Origin of the sequence: uncultured Neglectibacter sp. (genome assembly GCA_937958185.1) — a bacterium.
Taxonomy (GTDB): domain Bacteria; phylum Bacillota; class Clostridia; order Oscillospirales; family Acutalibacteraceae; genus Acutalibacter.
In genome coordinates this window covers 1-16,035 of the sequence record CALFFN010000026.1, presented here as the reverse complement: position 1 = coordinate 16,035, position 16,035 = coordinate 1, and the positions used below count along the sequence as shown (strand labels likewise).

Sequence of the window (16,035 nt, the reverse complement as noted above, 5' to 3'; positions counted from 1 at the left end):
GCGGCTTTCAGAAAGCTATCTTCCCGATTTGGGTGAAGCGGCACGCTTTTGCGGTTTTCCCAGTTTTTCTCGCTTTTTGCCGGGTCGCCGATTCGCGGCTTCCAGAAAACTATCTTCCCGATTTGGGTGAAGCGGTACGCTTCTCGGGAACAGGGTCGTACCCTCCCCGGCTCCATGGGTTACAGCGCAAAACGCGCCATATGGTCAGCAGCCCACCTTTGAAAGCGCCGAACCGCTCGATTGCTTCCAATCCGTACTGGGAACAGGTGGGAATGTACTTGCAGGACGCCGGGGTATACGGAGAAATATGGGACCGATAAAACCGAATGACCGCCAATAAGACCCGTTTCACCGCTGTTTCCTTTCCGCGCGTTCCGCTTCAGACGGTCCGCTTTGCAGCACACCGGCGGCGGAAAGCTGCTTTGCAAGCTGTCCCTGCACCTGGGTGCTTTTGCTGTGGGGAGTCCTGCCCCGGGCAACGAAAACCAGGTCGTATCCCGGCTTTACCTGTGGGGAAAGCTGGCGGAACGCCTCCCGGATCACTCTCCGGGAGCGGTTGCGCAAAACGGCGTTTCCAATTTTCTTGCTGGTGGTGATGCCCACCTGCGTTATTCCCAGACGGTTTTTCCTGACATAGGTGACCGCCAGAGGGCCTACAAAGCTTTTTCCCTTTGTATAAACGCGCCGAAAATCGTTATTTCTGCATAAGGATACGATTTGTTTCATGCCACCCGCCGCTTTCCTGCCGCACCCGATCAAACTGAATTAAGTAGTAAACAAAGAAAGGTCACGCGCGGTGACCTTTGAAGCGCCTTAGTAAGAAAGGCGCGCTCTGCCTTTTGCTCTGCGGCGTGCAAGTACCTTGCGTCCGTTTCTGTCGGACATTCTTTTCCGGAATCCATGCTCCTTCTTTCTATGGAGCTTCTTCGGCTGATAGGTTCTCAGCATAATAAAACCCTCCTTTCGGGCTTCTTTCCAAAAGGCACACGGCGGGGCTGTTCCCAAATATAATTTGAAAGACCTGTCCGCCTATGCCTTGCGAATTAGTATTATAGCGTAAATCAGCCCAGCCTGTCAACAAAATTTTTTTCATCTAAGGGGGAAAATCCTGATTTTTTCTTTTCTTTTTTCCTCTTTTCTGAAAAATGCAATAGAGCTTGGGCTTTATAAAATTTAATATACAAGAACTTGTGGTCATTTTTTCTGCTCTTTCAGGAAAAAAATATTTTGAAAATTACACTGGTAACCGCTTTCCATTTATGGTATACTGATATCTGTATATCGGCGCTTTTATTCTTGCGGCAGGCATGGAGGGAAATATCTTGGAATCTTTTGACCAAACATGGGAGCTGATCTGTGATTTTTGCAAATCCCACATCACAGAGGTGGCATACAAGACCTGGTTCAGCCGATTAAAGCCGGTCTCTCTGGATTTTGAACAGGGCATTGCCATTATCGAAGCCCCTAACGAATTTCATAAAAACACCCTGCTCCGCTGCTATAATGACTTGTTGCAGGAAGCGGTTCAAAGCGTATACGGACCCAAGATAAACTTTTCCCTGTGCGTACAGGAGGAAAGGGTAGAGCACCGTCTGGAAGCAGATCCCTCCGACGGAAAAAGCGAAGACCTTACCTTTGAAAACTTTGTGGTAGGTCCTTCCAACCGTTTTGCCCACGCCGCCTGTCAGGCGGTGGCAGCCCAGCCTGCCATGCTGTATAACCCCCTGTTCATTTACGGCAGCCCCGGTCTCGGCAAGACCCACCTGCTGAACGCCGTTGCCAAGGAATTTAAGAAAAACTTTCCCACCCGCACCAGCCTTTATATGAAAGGCGAGGACTTTACCAACGAGGTGATCGAAGGCATTGCAAAGGGCACCATGCCCCATGTGCGGGAGAAATACAGGACGGTGGACCTGCTTTTGATCGATGATATCCAGTTTATCGCCGGCAAGGTATCCACCCAGGAGGAATTTTTCCATACCTTTGAAGCGCTGCATGAATCTAAAAAGCAGATCGTCCTCACCTCCGACAGGCCGCCGAAGGAGATCGCCACGCTGGAGGACAGGCTGAAATCCCGGTTTGAATCCGGACTGCTTGCCGATATCCAGGTCCCGGATTTCGAGACCCGCACCGCCATTGTCAACCGAAAGGCGGAATCCCTGGGCTTTGATATCCCGGACAGCGTATCGGAGTACATCGCCACAAAGCTGAAGAACAATATCCGCCAGCTGGAGGGCGCGGTAAAAAAGCTCAGGGCTTTCCATCTGCTGGAGGACAAGCCCATAAACGTCGCCACGGCGCAGGCTGCTATCAGCGATATCATCAACAATTCCCAGCCCACTCCCGTAACGGTGGAAAAAATCATCGAAGAGGTCGCCAGGACCTACGGTAACGTTACCCCGGAGGACATCCGCTCTCAAAAGAGAAATTCCAACATTTCCGAAGCGCGGCAAATCTCCATGTACATCGTCCGGGAAATTACCGACCTTTCCATGGTGGAGATCGGCGAAACCTTTGGGGGCAGGGACCATTCCACCGTGGTGTACGCCACCCGGCAGGTGGAGAAAAAAATCGAAAAAGACCCCCATACCAAAGCGGTGGTAAACGACATTATCAAAAACATTCGGGACCGATAAGGTTTTGCACAGTTTCTTCCACATTTCACAAACAGGATTTCACAGCGCTGTGGAATCAAAAAAATCTTTCCACATCCTCCACAGATTTTTCACAACGCCCCTGGAAAAAATCACCGGGAATAAAATAAGGTTTTTGGGGAACAAACTTCTTTTTTACACAATTTCACAGCCATTACTAAGACTTCTAAATCTTACAATATATCACAGATCAGGAAAGGTCCTTCGGACCGGAAAGGAACAGTATCATGAAATTCACAGTCAATAAAAACGATATCACAGAAGCGGTCTCCAATATTCAGAGAGCTGTTTCCAGCAAGACCTCCATTCCCGCGCTGGAATGTATCCTTCTCACAGCCGCGGAGGGAAACCTTGAGCTGTGCGCCTATGATCTGGAGCTGGGCATGACCACTGTCATTCCCGCCAGGGTGGAGGAGCCGGGCAAGGCGGCGCTCACCGCAAAAATCTTTTCCGACATCGTGCGAAAAACGCCGGATGAAACCGTCACCGTCTCCGTGGACGAAAAGAACATGGCGACGATAGAAAGCGGCTACAGCAAATTTTCCATCATTTCAAATCCCGCGGAGGAATTCCCGGAGCTTCCCAAGCTGACAGATTCCACTAAAATCGAGCTGCCCTCCAATGTGCTGAAAAGCATGATCCGGCAGACGCTGTTTGCCGTAGCGGAAAGCGACGCCAAGCCCATTCACCAGGGCAGCCTGTTCCATATAGAAAACGGCGTTCTCGATATGGTGTCCGTAGACGGGTACCGCCTGGCGAAGCGGAGCGAGCCCGTAGATTTCCAGGAGGATATTTTCTTTGTCACTCCCGGCAAGACCCTGGGAGAGATTTTAAGGCTTCTAAAGGATACCGACGACGCTGTGGAAATCTCCGCCGGGCGCAGGCATATCCTCTTTAAGATAGAAAACTACACCGTCATTTCCAGCCTGCTGGAGGGCGAATTTTTGAATTACAAGGCGGCAATCCCGCCGGACAGCAAAACAGAAGTGATCGTAAAAACCAGAGAAGTGATCGAAAGCGTGGAGCGTGTTTCCCTGCTGATCACCGACCGCCTGAAAAGCCCGGTGCGCTGCCAGTTCTCCGAAAATGAGATCAAGCTTCTGTGCACCACCGCCATGGGACGCGCCAGCGACCAGCTGAATGCGGAGATCACAGGAGACGATGTGGAGATTGGCTTTAATAACCGCTACCTGCTGGACGCGCTGCGGAACACGGAATGCGACGAGGTAAAGATCCAGCTGGGCGGACCTTTGAGCCCCATGAAGATCGTCCCGAAGGACGGTGACAGTTTCCTGTTCCTGGTGCTGCCCGTGCGGCTGAAGAACGACTAACAGGAAAGAAAGGACAGCTTCCAAAAACTTTTCACAGGGCATTTTTCCATTGTGAAAAAATTTTTGGAGCACGTGGTCTGAAAATTTGAAAACAATAAAGATAGAAACAGAATTTATCCGGCTGGATTCCCTGTTAAAGCTTACCGGCATGGTAGATACCGGCGGGCAGGCAAAGATTTTGATTCAAAACGGCGAAGTTGCCGTCAATGGGGAAACCTGCACCATGCGGGGAAAAAAGCTGAGACCGGGCGACAGGGTCGCCTATGGGGGAAAAGAATTTCAGGTGGAGTAGCTTATGTATGTTCAGCGCCTTGCCACACAGCAGTTCCGCAATCTGGAAGACGGAGAGCTGTTTCCCTGCGAGGGGGTCAACGTGATCTATGGGGACAACGCGCAGGGAAAAACCAACCTGTTGGAGGGTCTGTGGCTATTCACCGGGGGACATTCCTTTCGCGGCGCGAAGGACGGGGAGCTTCCCAGATTGAACCGGGAAACAGGGCAGAACGCCCCTGCCGCGTCCCTGGCACTGGATTTTTTCAGCGAGGAAAGAATGCAGAAGGCTGTGCTGCAAATTGAAAACGGCAGGCGCAGCTCCGTGATAAACGGCGTGAAAAAGAAAACCGGGTCCGCTTTGGTGGGAAAGGTGCGCGCTGTGATTTTTTCCCCGGAGCATTTGCTTTTGGTGAAAGAAGGTCCTGCCCGGCGGAGAAGCTTTATCGACGGCGCCCTTTGCCAGCTGAAGCCCAGCTTTGCCGGGGCGCTCAGCGCTTACAACCGCACGCTGCTGCAGCGGAACGCGTTGCTGAAGGATATGAACCGCTTCCCTGAGCTTCAGGATACGCTGGAGGTTTGGGACGCCCGGCTGATCAAGCTGGGTGTTGCTGTAATGACGGAGCGGAAGGCTTATGTGGATAAGGCGGCGGAAAAGGTGCAGGATATCTATCACGGGATATCCAAGGGCAAGGAAAAGATAGGAATAAAATATTCCCCGTCCGTTCGGGTTCCTGTGGAAAACCTTGTGCCGGAGGAAGCGGAAGAAGTATTCTCAAAGGAGCTGCGAAGGGCTTTGCGCTCGGATATGAAATCCGGCTTTACCTCCTTTGGTCCCCACCGGGACGATTTGGAAATTGAACTAAATGGGCTTTCCGCCCGCTCCTATGGCTCCCAGGGACAGCAGCGCAGCGCCGTGCTGGCATTAAAGCTGGCGGAAGCCGAAACCCTGGCAGGGCTTTCGGGAGAGACCCCGGTGGTGCTGCTGGACGATGTGATGAGCGAGCTGGATCAGAGCCGTCAGGATTATTTGCTGAACCATCTCCACGGGCGGCAGGTATTTATCACCTGCTGCAGCCCGGAAACGGTGAGCTTACAGGAAACCGGCAAACGGTTCCGGGTGGAAAACGGCGTGGTCACGCCGGAGGAGGTCTCCTGAAATGTACCTGCATTTAGGACAAAATACGGTAGTGCGCACCGAGGACATCATCGGCGTATTCGATATGGACAATTCCACTGTATCTAAACATACCCGCGATTTTCTGGGAAAAGCCCAAAGGGAAAATCAGGTGGTTAACGTGTCCATGGAGCTTCCGAAATCCTTTATTCTCTGTGAACAAAATGGGAAACAGACCGTATACATCTCCCAGATTGCCCCCTCAACCCTGCTGCGCAGGGCAAAAAGCGGCATAGCGGCGGAGCTGCTTTGAATGTGTTTTGAAAGGAAGGGATCGTGATGAAATATTTTGGAGTGTCCTCCTGCCCCTATTGTAAAAAGCGGGTCAATTTACTGAGGACCTGGTCGTTAAAGCGCCAGGGCGAATACCAGTGCCCCCGGTGCGGCGGAATATCCAATATCTTTCTCTCTCCCCTGATCTATGTGTTTGCCCTGCTGGCAGTTTTTTCCGGCGGTGCTGTATATTTCTTCCACAAATTTATTTTGGACGACATTTCCCTGACCACCCTGGGGCAGGTATTGCTGCCTTTTGCCGTTTTCTTCCTTTTGAGCCTGTTCATGGTAAATCTGGAAAAGCCGGTCATCAAGAAAATGTCCCGGGCGGAGATAGAAAAGAAAAAGCGGAAAAGCGGAAGCATGGAAGACCGCAGAATGCCCGCCGCCAATACTGCCGGGCAGACCGGGCGGGTGTTTTATGATTCCGACGAATATCTGCCGAAAACAGAGTACCGCACGGGACCCCTGCCCCAGATGAGCGAGGGGGAAAACCGGGCGATCCCCTCCCGTTCGGCGTCAAGGGAGGAGCTGGAAAAGACCTCTGTGGTGGAAATGCCTAAAATCAGGCAGGCTCCGGCACAAAGGGCAGCAGCCCCTCAGCGGGAGGCTGTGCAGAGACAGGCTCCTCAGCGGCCGGTTTCCCAGCGCTCTCCGGCGCCCCAGAGGACACAGAGCGCCGCAGCAGCACAAAGACCCGTTCAGCGGGCTGCTTCTGAAGCCCCCTCCGCTGCTGCCCGGCAGGTGGTGTACCCCAGCGGCTATACCGCCCAGAAAACGCCGGCAGGCGGCGCACAGGTCCCCTCCCGCCCCGTTGTCGGCACACAGGCTCCCGCGCGCCCGGCGGCTGATACCCATACTGTCAGCCATGTGGATATCCCCAGTGTGGGCGATGACTTTTTCGCGAAATATGACGACCCGGCTTACGTGGAGCGCCGCCTGAAGGAAATTCAGCGCGGGCGGGACGAATGAGACAAAAAAACAGCTGAATTTTCGCCCGGAATCTATGGATTCCGGGCACTTTTTTTATTTACAAAAGGACGAAAATCTGCTATACTAATATATAGTCAAGAAAAGAAATTTTATCAGCGCCGCAAAAACAGCACTGGAAACGGCTTTAGCGGAGCGGCGGCAAGTTTGGAGGACTTTTTTTGGATAATCTGGAAAATAAGGACAGGAACGAGCTGATGAAGGCGGACGCCAGCCAGGCTTATGACGGCGACCAGATCCAGGTCCTGGAGGGTCTGGAAGCGGTGCGCAAGCGCCCCGGCATGTATATCGGCTCCACAGGCCCCAGAGGGCTGCACCATCTGGTCTATGAGATCGTGGATAACGCCATTGACGAAGCCCTGGCGGGATTTTGCGACAAGATCGTGGTGAAGATACTGCCCGGTAATATCATCTATGTTTCCGACAACGGCAGAGGTATCCCCGTAGGCGTGCAGCACAAGACCGGGCTGCCTGCCGTCACGGTGGTGTTCACCATTCTGCACGCCGGCGGCAAGTTCGGCGGCGGCAGCTACAAGGTCTCCGGCGGTCTGCACGGCGTGGGCGCTTCCGTGGTGAACGCCCTTTCCGAGTGGCTGGAGGTAGAGGTCGTCCATGAGGGCGAGCTGTACTACCAGCGGTTCGAGCGGGGCAAGGCGGTCACCGAGCTGGAAAACCGCGGGAAAGCGCCGGAGGGCAGGGGCAGCGGCTCCACTATCTGCTTCAAGGCGGACGCGGAGATTTTCAAAGAGACCACCACCTATACCTATGAAACATTGCAGACCCGCCTGCGGGAGCAGGCGTTCCTGAACGCCGGTGTCAGCATTGAGCTCATTGACGAGCGGGACCCGGCGGAGCGGGACCCCGACGAGCAGGAAGCAGAGGGCAGGATAGCCAATACTTACTGCTACGAGGGCGGCGTCAGCTCCTTTGTGGATTACCTGAACACGAAAAAGGCGGTAGAGGTCATTCACCCGGAGATCATTCGCTTCGGCGCGGAGGCCCCGGACGGAAATTCCACCGCGGAGATCGCCATGCAGTATACGGACAGCTTCAACGAGCTGATCCTTTCCTTTGCCAACAATATCCACACCACCGACGGCGGCACCCATGAGGACGGCTTCAAGCGCGCCCTGACCCGTGTGATGAACGATTACGCCCGCAAGTACGCGATCCTCAAGGAAAACGACAAGAACCTTTCCGGCGAGGACGTGCGGGAGGGCTTGACCTGCGTCATCAGCGTAAAGCTGAAAGAGGCCCAGTTCGAGGGGCAGACCAAGGCAAAGCTGGGCAATACGGAAATGAGCACGCTGGTCAGCTCCATGGTCTACGACAAGATGATGACCTTTTTGGAGGAAAACCCCGCCACCGCCCGGGCTATTTTTGATAAAGCGCTGACAGCTTCCCGCGCCAGGGAAGCGGCAAGAAAAGCGAGAGAACTGGCGCGCAGGAAGACGGCGCTGGAAAACAACTCCCTCCCCGGCAAGCTGGCGGACTGCCAGTCCCGCGACCCGGAGGAAACCGAGATATACATTGTGGAGGGCGACTCCGCAGGAGGCTCCGCCAAGGGTGGGCGCGACAGGAAATTCCAGGCGATCTTGCCCTTGTGGGGCAAAATGCTGAATGTGGAGAAGGCAAGGCTGGACAAGGTGTACGGCAATGAAAAGCTCATGCCCGTCGTCACGGCGCTGGGCACGGGGATCGGCGAGGAATTTGACCTTTCCAAGCTGCGGTACGGGAAAATCATCATCATGGCCGATGCCGATGTGGACGGCTCCCATATCCGCACGCTGCTGCTGACCTTCTTCTTCCGCTTTATGCGTCCTTTGGTGGAGGAGGGGCACGTCTATCTGGCGCAGCCCCCGCTGTTCCGCATTACCAAGGGAAAACGGCACTATTACGCCTATACCGACCCGGAGCGGGACCAGATCATGGCGGAGCTGGGAAGCGGCTATGAGATACAGCGGTACAAAGGTCTGGGTGAAATGGACCCGGAGCAGCTTTGGGAGACTACCATGAACCCCGCGGTGCGCACCATGCGCCGGGTAGAGGTGGAGGACGCCGCCGAAGCGGACGAGGTGTTCACCGTCCTCATGGGCGATAAGGTAGAGCCCCGCCGGGATTTCATCGTGGAAAACGCCCAGAAGGCCAATTGGGATGTATGATTCTGGATTCTGGATACTGGACGCTGGATACTGGAAAAGGGCGTAAGGGCAAGGACATAAGGGCAAGGGAGCAGGGCGAGGAAAGGAAAAACGCGTCATGGAAAAGCTGAATTTTTCTTATACGCTTACCGAAAAGGAAGTTTACGACGGTCTGCGGCTCTCCGGGGTCTACCGTACCTCCGGGAAGCGGGCGGTCATAGAAACCGTGCTGCTGGCAGTGTTTTTCGTTTTTTTCGTGGTTTCTTACGTGTGGCAGCCGGGGGCGTTCAACCTGGTGATGGCGGCGGTTACCCTGGCGGTGTTGCTGGCGGTGAACCTTGTTCCCAGAATGGACATGAAAAAGCAGGCGAAACAATGCCACCGGGACGTAAAGCTCCGGCTGACACAGGACAGGCTCTTTCTGGAAACCGGCGCAGGCGCGCAAACCGTTTTGCTGGACGGCTCCTCTGAGATCAAGGTCGTGGGCAGAAAGGGCGAGCAGCAGGTGGTGATCCTCATCGCCGGCGGCGGGCTGCTGGTGCTGCCGGTCAGGGCGATCCCCCAGGAAATGCGCGGGCAGGCGCTGAGCATTCTGCTGCGCGAGGACTGATTTATTTTTTGATTGGAACAGACACATCTTTCAGGCGGCTTCCGCCATGAGAAAGGAATGGATAGCAAGCTATGGATACAGAAAACAACGGCACTCCGCAGACCCCACAGGAGCACGGCATTTTAGACCAGCCCACCGGGCGCATTATCGACGTGAACCTGACCAAGGAAATGCAGCAATCCTTTTTGGATTACTCCATGTCGGTCATCGTGCAGAGAGCCCTCCCCGATGTGAGAGACGGCTTAAAGCCCGTGCACAGGCGCATTCTCTACACCATGTATGAAAATACCCTGTGGCCGGAGAAGCCCTACAGAAAATGCGCCGATACCGTGGGCAGCGTGCTGGGCAGATACCACCCCCACGGCGACGCTTCCGTGTATGACGCCATGGTGCGCCTGGCGCAGGATTTCTCCCAGCGCTACGTTCTGGTGGACGGTCACGGGAACTTTGGCTCTATCGACGGGGACCCCCCTGCCGCCTACCGTTACACCGAGGCGAAGATGAACAAGCTTTCTGTCGCCATGCTGGACGATATCGACAAGGACACGGTGGATTTCGGACCCAACTATGACGACCGCCTGAAAGAGCCCACGGTCCTCCCCTGCCATTTCCCCAACCTTCTGGTGAACGGCTCCACGGGCATTGCCGTGGGCATGGCGACCAATATCCCGCCCCACAACCTGGGCGAGGTCATCGACGGCGTGTGCTGTCTCATCGACAACCCCGAAGCCACCCTGGAAGAGCTGATGGAGCACATCAAGGGACCCGATTTCCCCACCGGCGGCGTCATTATGGGGCGCAGCGGCATTCGGGCTGCCTATGCCACCGGGCGCGGCAAGATCACCGTGCGGGCGCGGGCGGAGATCGAGGAAAACGAAAAAACCGGGCGCTCGAAGATCATCGTCACTGAGCTGCCCTATCAGGTGAATAAGGCAAGGCTCATCGAAAGCATTGCCGATCTGGTCAAGGAAAAGCGCATAGAAGGCATTTCCAATGTGGACGACCACTCCGACCGAAACGGAATGCACATTGTCATCGACGTGAAGCGGGACGCTTCCCCCCAGATCGTTTTGAATCACCTGTATTCCTTTACCCAGCTGCAAACAACCTTTGGCGTCATCATGCTGGCCATCGTAAAGGGCAGACCTGCCATTCTGAACCTGCGGCAGATTTTAGAGGAATACATCACGTTCCAGATGGAAGTCATCGCCCGGCGCACCCAATTCGATCTGAACAAGGCGCAGGAGCGCGCCCACATTCTGGAGGGCTTGAAGCGCGCCATTGACGTTGTGGACGAGATCATCGAAACGATCCGCGCCTGCAAGGGCGGGCGCCCGGAAGCCAAGGCGGCGCTGATGGAGCATTTCGGCTTTGATGAGGTGCAGGCAGACGCCATCTGCCGCTTCCAGCTGGGTCAGCTGGCAGGGCTGGAAATTTTGAAAATCGAAAACGAGTTAAACGAGCTGCACGCGCTCATTGACGATCTGAATGATATTTTGGGAAGCGAAGCCCGGCGGCGGGCGATCGTCAAGGACGAGGCGCTGGACATGAAAAAGCGGTTCGGGGACGAGCGCCGCACGGAGATTGCCGCCATCAGCGGCGAGGTGGATATTGAGGACCTGATCCCCGAAGAGGAATGCGTCCTTACCCTGACCAATTACGGCTATGTAAAGCGCCAGAAGATAGACACTTACCACACCCAGAAGCGCGGCGGGCGGGGCGTTACCGGCATGAGCCGCCGGGACGAAGACGTCGCCACCGAGCTGTTCGTCACCGGCAGCCACGATTATGTGATGTTCTTCTCCGACCTGGGCAGGGTGTACCGCCTGAAGTGCTACGAAGTGCCGGAGGGCAGCCGTCAGAGCCGGGGCATGAATATCAGGAACCTGCTGCCTCTGCAGCCGGAGGAAAAAATCACCTCCATGATCCGGGTCACGGACTTTGACAGCGAGAAGTTCCTCGTCATGGTGACGAAGAACGGCATCATCAAGCGCACGCGGCTTTCCGCCTACGACACCGCCAGAAAGGGCGGTCTCATTGCCATCAATCTGGACGAAGGGGATTCCCTCAGCTGGGTGCGCGTGACCGACGGCGCCGCCGACCTGCTGGTGGCGACCAGGCAGGGAATGTCCATTCGCTTCCACGAAACCGGGGTCAGAGAGCTGAGCAGAACCGCCCGGGGCGTAAAGGTGATGAACCTCAAGCCGGACGACTGCATTGTGGGAATGTCCGTCCTGCGGGAGGGCGGGCTTGTGCTCACCGTCACCGAGACGGGCTACGGCAGGCTGTCCAGCCCGGAGAACTACCGCCTGCAAAAACGGGGCGGCAAGGGCTTGCGCAATTATCATACCGAGCGCTTCGGCGATGTGGCAGGCATTAAGGTGGTCGATCCCGAAGACGATGTGATCCTGATTTCCGAGGACGGCATCATTATCCGCATTCAGGCGTCCTCCATTCGCGTCTGTGCCAGACCCAGCAAGGGTGTACGCGTGATGAAGCTTCAGGAGGGCAGTAAGGTGGTCACCCTTGCCCGCGCTCCCCATGAGGAGGACGAGGTGGACCATGTGGAAATCGAGGACGACGGCTCCGCCGATGAGGGTGCCGACACCCCCGATGACCCGGAGGAGCTGGACGAAACCGAAGAGCTGGACGGCGACAGCGCCGAGGGGACCGAAGAAGAGCCGGAAAACACCTGATCTTTTCAAAACAGCTTTATTATAAAGTAAGAGCCAGCCTGTCTCATTTTGAGACAGGCTGGCTTTTTACGTCCGGCTCCACGACTGCAAATTGATAATGTGCTTTCCCTTTTTCCCGGCATACCTTACAAATTGAGCCGCGCCGCCGTAATTTCGGGAAAGATAGCACACGACAAAATCAGCCTTTTGTACCATCCAGCGGTTTCTTCTGGAAATGGCATACCGAGGGGGAACCTGCTCCAACTCCTCCGGGAAAAGCGTTCTTTCCGGGGAATAAAAGGAGTGCTCCTGCTTTTTCTGAGGAAGATATGGCAGAACCACATGGTAGGTGATTTGTGAGTAGACTGGTTTCAAATTTTCAAGAGCCTGATAAACCAAACGATCAAAGTTCCCCTGATTTCCAACGTAAAATTCCTGAACGCCCGCATTTTGTATCAGATACTCTAATACTGCCGTCAAGGGTATCCTGATAGAATCCGGCGTGTCTCTGTGCCCGAAAAAAGTGCATAACATGGAATCATCTCCCCAAAAATAGAATATTGTGATTATACCCACAATATTCTATTTTTGCAATCCCACCTATAATAGAAGTGAAAAAATCAGGGGGCGGTGAGGACCATCTTTGACTATGCGCCGTTATGGAACACGATGAAGCAAAAGGGCGTAACCCAATACCAGCTCATAAAAGGTGGGATTGACAACAAAACGCTGGATTCCCTGAAAAAAGGAAAAAATATTACGATGGTCACGCTGGAAAAGCTGTGCGTCCTCCTTGACTGTACCCCCAACGATATTGTAGAGATTCATTAAAACAGCCTGTCTCAGGAAATGATGACAGGCTGTTTTTTGTTCCCTGATTTCCGAATAGAATTTGCAATTGACATTTAGTGAATGTCAATTGCAGGAACAGTATAGCATAAAATGCAATGAATGACAAGCACTAAATGTCAAAAAAGGAGCATTTTATGTTTATCAATAAAGCGGGGGACGGAAGAAATAATATCAGCGGGAAAGAGATCGCAAGGCGCAGAAAGGCGGCAGGGCTGTCCCAGCGGGCGTTGGCGGAGCAAATGCAGCTTGCCGGGCTGGATCTGGACAAGAACGCCGTGCAGCGCATTGAATCCGGGCAGCGGTTCGTAACAGACATAGAGCTTCTTTCCTTTGCGGCATATTTTCATACCAGTATGGAAGAGCTTGCGGGGGCGACCGACCGGGAAGGTACGGTTTCCCAAGAGCACGGATAGCGTTAAAATACTGCCTGCTCCGTTCAGATTTTTCAGAGAAAAACCCCGGCGCGGTCCTTTTTGGGCTGCGCCGGGGTTTCGTTGAGACGCTATCAGAGATATTTTTCCAAAGAAATTTTGGCGGCACGCAGGATATCCGTCAGAACTTTTGCCTGCTGGGGGGAACAGGAAGCCAGCAGGGCGGCGGCTTCCGCCTGCACAGTGCCGTGAGAAACGGAAGCGCTGCCAAAAAGCAGCTCATCGGCAGAGAGATTCAAAGCGGACGCAATGGAAGCCAGAACCGGCAGGCTCAGCTTTGTATTGCCGGTTTCGATATGGCTCATGTGGGTGGTGGAAATGCCGATTTCCTCTGCCAGCCTTTCCTGAGAAAGCCCGCGGATTTTTCTTGCTTCCCGTATTCTCTGCCCGATCTCGTAATAATCCAAAAAATTTCACCGCCTGTACAATTCAATCACACTTGAATTATATAGGCGATTATGATAATACTGAATAAACCACATAGGCATATAAGTGCCTATATAATTCAAGAAAGGACTGTTGTTGATGAGGAAAAAGATCATATGTATTTTACTGGCAGTTGCCTTGACGGCTGCCCTTGCCCTGCCAGCCTCCGCTGCAGCGAGCTTTGAACGGGACAACCCCTTTCGGGACGTCAAGGCTTCCAATTGGTTCGCCCCTGCAGTAGTCTACTGCTATGCAAACGGCATTCTAAAGGGTACCAGCACCACCGCGTTCGCCCCGCTGAAAACAGTGGCGCGCAGTGAAATGGCGCAGGCTCTGTACAATCGGGAAAGCAAGCCGGCTGTGGACGTGAGCAAAAACAGATTTACCGATGTCCCTCAATCGCAATGGTACGTCGAAGCTGTGATATGGGCAACGGAAAGCGGCGTGGTCAACGGCACGGGGAACAACACCTTTGCCCCCTCTAAAAATGTCACCCGACAGGACGTGTGCACCATGGTGTACCGATACTATAAGGAGTACCTGCATCAGGACGCCCCGCTGGCAAGCGAGGAGGAAATGGCGAAATTCTCTGACTGGAGCCGTGTTTCTGGCTACGCAAGGGAAGCCGTGCGCTGGGCGATCTGCTCCGGCTTTATGAACGGCACCAGCAGGACCACCCTGTCTCCCACCGGCACGGCAAGCCGAGCCGAGCTGGCGCAGTTCCTGATGAATCTGGACAGGATTTTCGGCAAGGACGTGACGGTAGAAATGCCGGCTGCTCCCCTGAGCCGCGTGGAACAGCTGGTCAGGTATATCCAGACCCATGGAGAGCCGGATATGGACGGGGACCTGTGCATTGGCTACGAGTACACTTACGAGGGATTTCTCGCTACGGCGGAGGTGCTGGTTCAGAATCAGGGGAATACCCTGATGCTCTGGCAGCGAAACGAATATGACAGCGATTCAGCAGATACGGCAATGATGGACGATGTGGCGTTCTGGTACTATCTGGATACAAAAAGTTCCTCCGAAATACAGTATTATGTGGTGATCGGGGAGGACGAGGAGACGTATCAAGCAGAGATTATTCCCGCTTCCTACCGGGAAAATACCTATCTGCAATTTATCAATACCGACACGGGGGAAGCGCCCGACAAAGACCTTGACAAGCTGATGCAGACCGTGGTACAGGAAGCTTTCCTGCATTGGCAGGACATTTTGCAGGAAATCGGTTTTTCTCTCGCGGATATCGGTTTTCTTCAGTATTGACCCTGCTGTCGGCATTCCCCGGGAACAAAAAATATGCGGCTTGCGGCTTTTCTGGGAACATGATAAAATATTTTCAGAAAAGCAAAGGGAGGCAAAGCTCATTGAAGGTACTTCTGTTCTGTGCAAAAGGCTTTGAGACCATGGAATTCAGTGTGTTCGTGGACGTGCTGGGCTGGGCAAGAGATACGTTTGGTTATGATGTGCAGGTGGAAACCTGCGGGTTTACCAAGACAGTGGTCAGCACCTTCGGCGTACCGATTTTGATGGACAAGCTTATTGGGGAAGTATCCGCCGGAGAGTATGACGCAATTGCTGTTCCCGGCGGGTTTGAAGCGTTCGGATTTTATGAGGAAGCCTACCATGAAAAATTTCTGGAGCTGCTGCGGGAATTTGACCGTCAGGGCAAAACGGTTGCCGCCGTTTGCGTGGCGGCATTGCCCTTGGGAAAAAGCGGAATTTTACGCGGCAGGACGGCCACGACCTATCATCTGAACGGCGGACAGCGGCAAAAACAACTGGCAGGTTTTGGTGTGACGGTAAAAAACCAGAGGGTGGTAATTGACAAAAATATTATCACCTCCTACTGCCCTGAAACTGCCCCAGATGTTGCCTTTGCCCTGTTGGAACAGCTGGTGGGCACAGAAAAAATGCGGGCAGTCAAAGCGGCGATGGGCTTTTTAATCTGAAATAAAAAAAGGCGCGGTCCTTTTCAGGCTGCGCCGTTTTTATGTGGAAATTTCCGTCTTTGATAAAAATTTTGTTTATTCATTTATGGCAGTGTACCCTAGAGACTATGAAAAAGCAGGGTTTTGCAACGCAAAAGGCAAGTATTTCATACTTGCCACTGCTTTTTCCGCCCCTTGATGGCAGTGTACCCTAGAGACTATGAAAAAGAATGTTCGGCGTTTTTTGTCGAACATTCTTTTTCCGCCCATT

General features: G+C 53.9%; 19 protein-coding genes. 13 read left to right on the top strand and 6 right to left on the bottom strand.

The genetic code is table 11. The features are described from left to right. Positions 1 to 109: 109 nt before the first annotated feature. From yidD to AB8996_RS08545, 4 genes are all read right to left on the bottom strand, one after another. Positions 110 to 352, bottom strand: a complete 243-nt coding sequence (gene yidD / locus AB8996_RS08560; protein ID WP_369298558.1) for a membrane protein insertion efficiency factor YidD — start codon at positions 350 to 352, stop codon at positions 110 to 112. Then, positions 349 to 726: a ribonuclease P protein component gene (gene rnpA, locus AB8996_RS08555; RefSeq protein ID WP_369298557.1), complete on the bottom strand. Its 378-nt coding sequence runs from the start codon at positions 724 to 726 to the stop codon at positions 349 to 351. The genes yidD and rnpA overlap by 4 nt, the downstream gene beginning before the upstream one ends. A gap of 87 nt (positions 727 to 813) precedes the next feature. After that, the gene (gene rpmH / locus AB8996_RS08550) at positions 814 to 948 is read right to left on the bottom strand and encodes a 50S ribosomal protein L34 (protein WP_009064849.1); all 135 of its coding nucleotides are present in this window, start codon (positions 946 to 948) and stop codon (positions 814 to 816) included. A 113-nt stretch (positions 949 to 1,061) separates the two neighbouring features. Further along, positions 1,062 to 1,184, bottom strand: coding sequence for a hypothetical protein (locus tag AB8996_RS08545; RefSeq protein ID WP_369298556.1), 123 nt, complete (start codon positions 1,182 to 1,184; stop codon positions 1,062 to 1,064). Positions 1,185 to 1,322: 138 nt separating this feature from the next. Between AB8996_RS08545 and dnaA the strand changes: the two genes are divergently transcribed. The 9 genes from dnaA to gyrA all read left to right on the top strand — a co-directional run bounded on the left by dnaA (position 1,323) and on the right by gyrA (position 12,142). Further along, positions 1,323 to 2,636: a chromosomal replication initiator protein DnaA gene (gene dnaA, locus AB8996_RS08540; protein WP_369298555.1), complete on the top strand. Its 1,314-nt coding sequence runs from the start codon at positions 1,323 to 1,325 to the stop codon at positions 2,634 to 2,636. Between the two features lie 245 nt (positions 2,637 to 2,881). Next, positions 2,882 to 3,985, top strand: a complete 1,104-nt coding sequence (gene dnaN / locus AB8996_RS08535) for a DNA polymerase III subunit beta (protein ID WP_369298554.1) — start codon at positions 2,882 to 2,884, stop codon at positions 3,983 to 3,985. A gap of 85 nt (positions 3,986 to 4,070) precedes the next feature. Continuing rightward, on the top strand, positions 4,071 to 4,277 hold the full coding sequence (locus tag AB8996_RS08530; RefSeq protein ID WP_369298553.1) for an RNA-binding S4 domain-containing protein: 207 nt from the start codon (positions 4,071 to 4,073) through the stop codon (positions 4,275 to 4,277). 3 nt (positions 4,278 to 4,280) lie between these two features. Beyond that, the gene (gene recF / locus AB8996_RS08525; RefSeq protein ID WP_369298552.1) at positions 4,281 to 5,414 is read left to right on the top strand and encodes a DNA replication/repair protein RecF; all 1,134 of its coding nucleotides are present in this window, start codon (positions 4,281 to 4,283) and stop codon (positions 5,412 to 5,414) included. A 1-nt stretch (position 5,415) separates the two neighbouring features. Beyond that, positions 5,416 to 5,685, top strand: a complete 270-nt coding sequence (gene remB / locus AB8996_RS08520; protein ID WP_369298551.1) for an extracellular matrix regulator RemB — start codon at positions 5,416 to 5,418, stop codon at positions 5,683 to 5,685. 26 nt (positions 5,686 to 5,711) lie between these two features. Further along, entirely contained in the window at positions 5,712 to 6,677 is a 966-nt protein-coding gene (locus AB8996_RS08515) for a hypothetical protein (RefSeq protein WP_369298550.1), read from the top strand. Between the two features lie 215 nt (positions 6,678 to 6,892). Beyond that, the gene (gene gyrB / locus AB8996_RS08510; protein ID WP_369298559.1) at positions 6,893 to 8,857 is read left to right on the top strand and encodes a DNA topoisomerase (ATP-hydrolyzing) subunit B; all 1,965 of its coding nucleotides are present in this window, start codon (positions 6,893 to 6,895) and stop codon (positions 8,855 to 8,857) included. Positions 8,858 to 8,954: 97 nt separating this feature from the next. Continuing rightward, on the top strand, positions 8,955 to 9,446 hold the full coding sequence (locus AB8996_RS08505) for a hypothetical protein (protein WP_369298549.1): 492 nt from the start codon (positions 8,955 to 8,957) through the stop codon (positions 9,444 to 9,446). A 71-nt stretch (positions 9,447 to 9,517) separates the two neighbouring features. Then, positions 9,518 to 12,142: a DNA gyrase subunit A gene (gene gyrA / locus AB8996_RS08500; RefSeq protein WP_369298548.1), complete on the top strand. Its 2,625-nt coding sequence runs from the start codon at positions 9,518 to 9,520 to the stop codon at positions 12,140 to 12,142. Positions 12,143 to 12,208: 66 nt separating this feature from the next. Here the strand turns inward: gyrA and AB8996_RS08495 are convergent, their stop codons facing one another. Further along, positions 12,209 to 12,655, bottom strand: a complete 447-nt coding sequence (locus tag AB8996_RS08495) for a hypothetical protein (protein ID WP_369298547.1) — start codon at positions 12,653 to 12,655, stop codon at positions 12,209 to 12,211. Positions 12,656 to 12,751: 96 nt separating this feature from the next. Here AB8996_RS08495 and AB8996_RS08490 point away from each other — a divergent pair, with 96 nt between their 5' ends. Together AB8996_RS08490 and AB8996_RS08485 are read left to right on the top strand one after the other, a co-directional pair. Further along, a complete protein-coding gene (locus AB8996_RS08490) occupies positions 12,752 to 12,952 on the top strand; it encodes a helix-turn-helix domain-containing protein (protein WP_369298546.1) in 201 nt (66 codons plus the stop codon). Positions 12,953 to 13,107: 155 nt separating this feature from the next. After that, positions 13,108 to 13,386, top strand: a complete 279-nt coding sequence (locus AB8996_RS08485) for a helix-turn-helix domain-containing protein (protein ID WP_369298545.1) — start codon at positions 13,108 to 13,110, stop codon at positions 13,384 to 13,386. A 92-nt stretch (positions 13,387 to 13,478) separates the two neighbouring features. Here AB8996_RS08485 and AB8996_RS08480 read toward each other — a convergent pair whose 3' ends face one another. After that, positions 13,479 to 13,811 (bottom strand): helix-turn-helix domain-containing protein, encoded by a 333-nt coding sequence (locus AB8996_RS08480; RefSeq protein WP_369298544.1) that lies wholly within the window; start codon positions 13,809 to 13,811, stop codon positions 13,479 to 13,481. A 118-nt stretch (positions 13,812 to 13,929) separates the two neighbouring features. On the opposite strand from AB8996_RS08480, the gene AB8996_RS08475 reads away from it, so the two are divergent. Together AB8996_RS08475 and AB8996_RS08470 are read left to right on the top strand one after the other, a co-directional pair. Next, the gene (locus AB8996_RS08475; RefSeq protein ID WP_369298543.1) at positions 13,930 to 15,099 is read left to right on the top strand and encodes an S-layer homology domain-containing protein; all 1,170 of its coding nucleotides are present in this window, start codon (positions 13,930 to 13,932) and stop codon (positions 15,097 to 15,099) included. A gap of 101 nt (positions 15,100 to 15,200) precedes the next feature. Beyond that, a complete protein-coding gene (locus tag AB8996_RS08470; RefSeq protein WP_369298542.1) occupies positions 15,201 to 15,785 on the top strand; it encodes a DJ-1/PfpI family protein in 585 nt (194 codons plus the stop codon). The last annotated feature ends 250 nt before the right edge of the window (positions 15,786 to 16,035 follow it).